A 4,301-nucleotide genomic window follows, 5' to 3' on the forward strand; every position below is an offset into this window, starting at 1 on the left:
CTGGTGAAAATGATTTTTTAGACATGAAAAAACTCCCCATTTAATAAACAGATTTTATTTTTTAATCTGTCTACCTAATAGGGAGCATATCATTTTAGCTTTGCTGGCCTTTTTAATGACAAGAATACATTGCTAGATTACTACATCATTCTGAACAAATTCTGAACAACACAATTTACTATTTACTATGATGTTGCTAAACCGTAAGATACAACCCTAGTAAACGATCAGTTGTCATTGTACGATTTTTCAAATCATTTAATGAACTTGTTGGATAACACCTTCTTTAACTGCTTGTGTCAAAAATGCTTCTGCCTCTGTAAACATTGCTGGTGAACCTGGATTCCAATTTGTATTTGTCACTTTAATTTCCTCCTTTGGTTTGTCTTCCACAATTAATTGGACTTGCATCTTACTGTTACTCGGTACAACGACTTTTCCAAGGACATACCCATACGGCATCTTCCAGCTTGCTTTAACCTCAAAATGTGGGCGGTCGATACTACCTACTACGTACCCAATCACCGCCCCAAGTAATGCCTAACTACGTGCAATAGCCCCTACTCTATTAAGCTAGTCACATTATATAAATTTTGTGGAGGACCAGCAGCAATATCCCATGTTCGATAAAGTATATAGAGGCGAGCAAGCTCAGTCTGAAATTCTTTAAAGGCAACTTCCGCTTCCAACTTCTTTTGTTGTAGATTTACAGACTTGCTCACTTCGGAATCTGCATTGTAAATTTCACCGCGCCATTTCAGGACATATTGTAAATCCGACCACCCTGAAGAGTGTTGCGTTAATCCTTGCCTTTTCCAGTCAGTTAGCAATCTATCGCTGATTTCAATTAACTCACAGAGCCGATTTGTTCGTATAAGAATACGTCCGTTTTCCTCTTTATATCCATCCATTTTGCTCACCTCAATTCCGAAGTTCCGAAGTAATATTTTTATTTTAAAAGTAGACGAACCGCGGGAGTTCCGAGCGCCGCATAGGAATCCCCCTGGGGAAGGGCCCAAAGCCTTGGTATGACTGGGTTAGTAGACTGGCCACTCACTGCCCGCTAGGCGTGATAGTAGGTCAGTGTCATGCCACATCTTAACGAAGCTACACAATTGACCACCTCCATCATATTCAGTACCCCCAGGGCCGTAACCATTATCATCTGTACCAAATAAACTATTGATGATACCAATTATACCAATCTCTACATGCCCTTCATGGTTATGACCTACTTGAATAGATGGATGTTCTATGAATGAATCACTACATGGTACTCTTGATTCAATAACATTCTGGATAACTACTCGATCGTGATTTAATGCGTCGTTCAGTACTTTGATTACATCATCGATTGAAACTGTGTTTACCATTCTCTCACCCCCTCTCAAGGCATAACAAAAAGCCACAACTCATTTAGAGTGTGACCTTCTATGTATTAGTTAGTTATCTATGTCTACAACAAATAAATTGGTTTGTATTATTTTTTTTGAGCTTGAGCTTTCTTCACTTCTTTGTAGTTGTATGGTTTTGCCATACTCTTTTCAAACTTAACATTTGTGGCACGGAATTTTGTTATTTCATATCTTGTATTGGTATTTAGATTAGTACCCCAGTGTGTGTAACCAACGTCTTCAGTCATAAGGATATTCTTCATTGCTTTACCTGCACTATCGTAAGCAGTTGCATCAGAATAATACCAATTACCACCAACCTTCACCGCATTCCAAGCATGTGCTTCACCAGACCAGTAAGCACCACCAGTCATCATTCGACTCTCAATTCCGAATCTATTATAGAATTGTTGAGCAAGCTTAGTATAAGGACCACAAGTAAAACCACCTTGCAATTCACCTACGTATGGGTGGCTATCATCATGTATTACCATACCGTAAGAAAAATTATCTGCAATAAAATCGTTGATAGCGAATACTACTTCATAGTCGGTGTTCAATGGGTAATTGTCTACAATATATTTTTCAGCTTTATCCATCTTCTTTTTAAACGAGAGCATACCCTTTTCATCGTAGTCGTTATACACTTGAATATGGTATTCGTAAATTCCTTTTCTAACTTCACCATCATCATAAATATTAACTGTTCTCCCGTAGAAACCAAAATCCGGCATATCTTGGAGGTACTTTTCTGATTGGAAATAGTCAGATATCTGCTCCTCAAAATTTTTCTTAGAGTCTAATACAACCATCACCGGTTGATGTTTAGGACTATTATAGGTATCTACAGCTAACTGTATTAATTCATCAAAAGTATTAATATTACCTTTATATGAATGTGGAATGAAATTATATGGACTTTCCCACGCGGCTTGTACTCCAGAATCCATTGGAGTGGAAAAGAAAATACCTGACGCTAAAACTACACCTGCCGCCAATACTTTTAATGGCTGTCTTTTTTTCAATTGAATCTCCTCTTTCTTTTTTGCTTTATTTAAATATCTGAACAGCCACCTCCCATCTACCTATATCATAGGATAAATGAAATGTATTGTCATTATAAAAAGAGACCACCATTTCAGTAGTCTCAATTGCATGTTTCCAGCATACATTTACAAGCTCCTTACAATGTATAGTAAAAAGCCACACCTGGTTAGATGTGACTTTTTGGCATATTATTTATTTGTATTTTTATTTCTTCAGGTTGCTAATTAATCTACGCTTTTTTAACTATTCAGTAGATAACTCTATTCAACCATTAAAAAATTGTATATCCTTATTTTTCTTACAAGCTACTGTTTGAAAATTCACAGGAACAAATAATTAAAAGGGTCTTTTAGAATCCATATTTATCACTTATCTACCACCGGATTTAATAAATTCACCGGCATCCAGAATGTGTACTGGTTATTGTCATCGCTTTTCCAAGTTACATATAGATAACCATTTATTTCAAGACCTTCTGAATATAAAATGCGTCCCTTTTTCAATGTTTTTATAGTAATTGATTCCTTTATTGGACTTTGTTTAAAATCTGCAGCTTTTGTTAGCTCAAAAGGCACGCCTATTTCGCTTACTTTCGTCTCAGCGATTTTAAGATCTATACCAGGATAATGTAAACACTCTATCGTACCAACATCAGTGCCACCACAAAAAGTAAGCTGTTGTCCGTTATTTGTAATCGAATTATCCGGGTCGCTTCCTATGAACCATGTTCCGTATAATGCGTTACCATACATACTATTACGGTTAATATAAATATAAGATGGATTGTTATAAAAAGATGAACGAATTTTTAATGGTACTTCTTTGAAAACTACCAAATCCGTTGCTTGTACGCGGTATTGCCCCATCTGGTAAAAAGTTTTACCACCATATTTTTCAATATCATACGTTCTAAAGAAATTATTTCGCTTTACGACTAACGAATCGAACGTACCATTTGGATTTTTCTTGTATACCTTGATATCTTTTTTAAAGGTCATTTTTCCGGTTTGCCCTTTTACAACTTCTGCTCCGTCATACATCACTTTCGCTTCTGATTTTGTTGGATTTACTACCGCTAATACAAACGCTGCTAGTAACACCGTAAATAATTTTTTCATTATTCTCCCCCTACTCAACTTTAAGTTAGAAAACACAATACATTGGTATTATATACTAATAATCAGATATATTGACAATGAAAAATTTAATAATATAAAAAATTTAACAAAATTAAAGTAGTTCCCTTAAAGAAATATCACCTTCACTACAATAATTTCCAGTTATCAAAATTCGGTCTACTCCAATTTATTTGTCCATGGCGATTGTGCTCATTGTGACTCTTGTCCTTCACAGACAATGAATTAGTCTCCTCCTTACTTAATCGTTCTGTAGCCTTACTATCCCCACCAACAAATCTTAATGGCTAGTTACAGTTTCTTCTCTGTTTTCAATGCTAAAAAGCCACACCTAGTTAGATGTGACTTCCAATTTCAATTTAACGGTACTAGTTGTTGATTCTGTCTAAGCATATCAAAGTCCCTAAATAAGCTTGTGACCACGGTTTACCGTAAAAAGCGTCACTTAGGATAACAGGTTCTGTTTTGAAGTACAAAAAGCAAAATCGCAGATTAAAAAAACAATTAATTAGCATACTAAAAGGTACTGCAATCGCAGTGCCTTTTTTGTATAACTTGGTTTGATATTTCGTGAATCAAAATTTAACTAAAGCTCTCCGTTAGTTTAAGAAGAACAGCGACGTTTATTTAACAATCGCGCCCGATCGTATTATAAGGTCAGCCAGAAAATATTTCTGGTTGACCATTTTTTATATCGATATATGATAACGGTAGCCGGGGTAGA

General features: G+C 35.8%; 5 protein-coding genes. All 5 read right to left on the reverse strand.

Going from position 1 to position 4,301, the window contains the following annotated elements:
• Positions 1 to 258 precede the first annotated feature (258 nt).
• Positions 259 to 525 (reverse strand): hypothetical protein, encoded by a 267-nt coding sequence (locus ACIQZG_RS24325; protein WP_402758717.1) that lies wholly within the window; start codon positions 523 to 525, stop codon positions 259 to 261.
• A 35-nt stretch (positions 526 to 560) separates the two neighbouring features.
• Positions 561 to 911 (reverse strand): hypothetical protein, encoded by a 351-nt coding sequence (locus ACIQZG_RS24330; RefSeq protein ID WP_402758719.1) that lies wholly within the window; start codon positions 909 to 911, stop codon positions 561 to 563.
• A gap of 126 nt (positions 912 to 1,037) precedes the next feature.
• On the reverse strand, positions 1,038 to 1,373 hold the full coding sequence (locus tag ACIQZG_RS24335) for a hypothetical protein (protein ID WP_402758721.1): 336 nt from the start codon (positions 1,371 to 1,373) through the stop codon (positions 1,038 to 1,040).
• Positions 1,374 to 1,480: 107 nt separating this feature from the next.
• Entirely contained in the window at positions 1,481 to 2,419 is a 939-nt protein-coding gene (locus tag ACIQZG_RS24340) for a transglutaminase domain-containing protein (protein ID WP_402758723.1), read from the reverse strand.
• A gap of 387 nt (positions 2,420 to 2,806) precedes the next feature.
• Positions 2,807 to 3,559, reverse strand: coding sequence for a hypothetical protein (locus ACIQZG_RS24345; protein ID WP_402758725.1), 753 nt, complete (start codon positions 3,557 to 3,559; stop codon positions 2,807 to 2,809).
• Positions 3,560 to 4,301: the final 742 nt, after the last annotated feature.

This window comes from Lysinibacillus sp. NPDC096418, from assembly GCF_044762775.1.
In the GTDB taxonomy this organism is placed as follows: domain Bacteria; phylum Bacillota; class Bacilli; order Bacillales_A; family Planococcaceae; genus Lysinibacillus.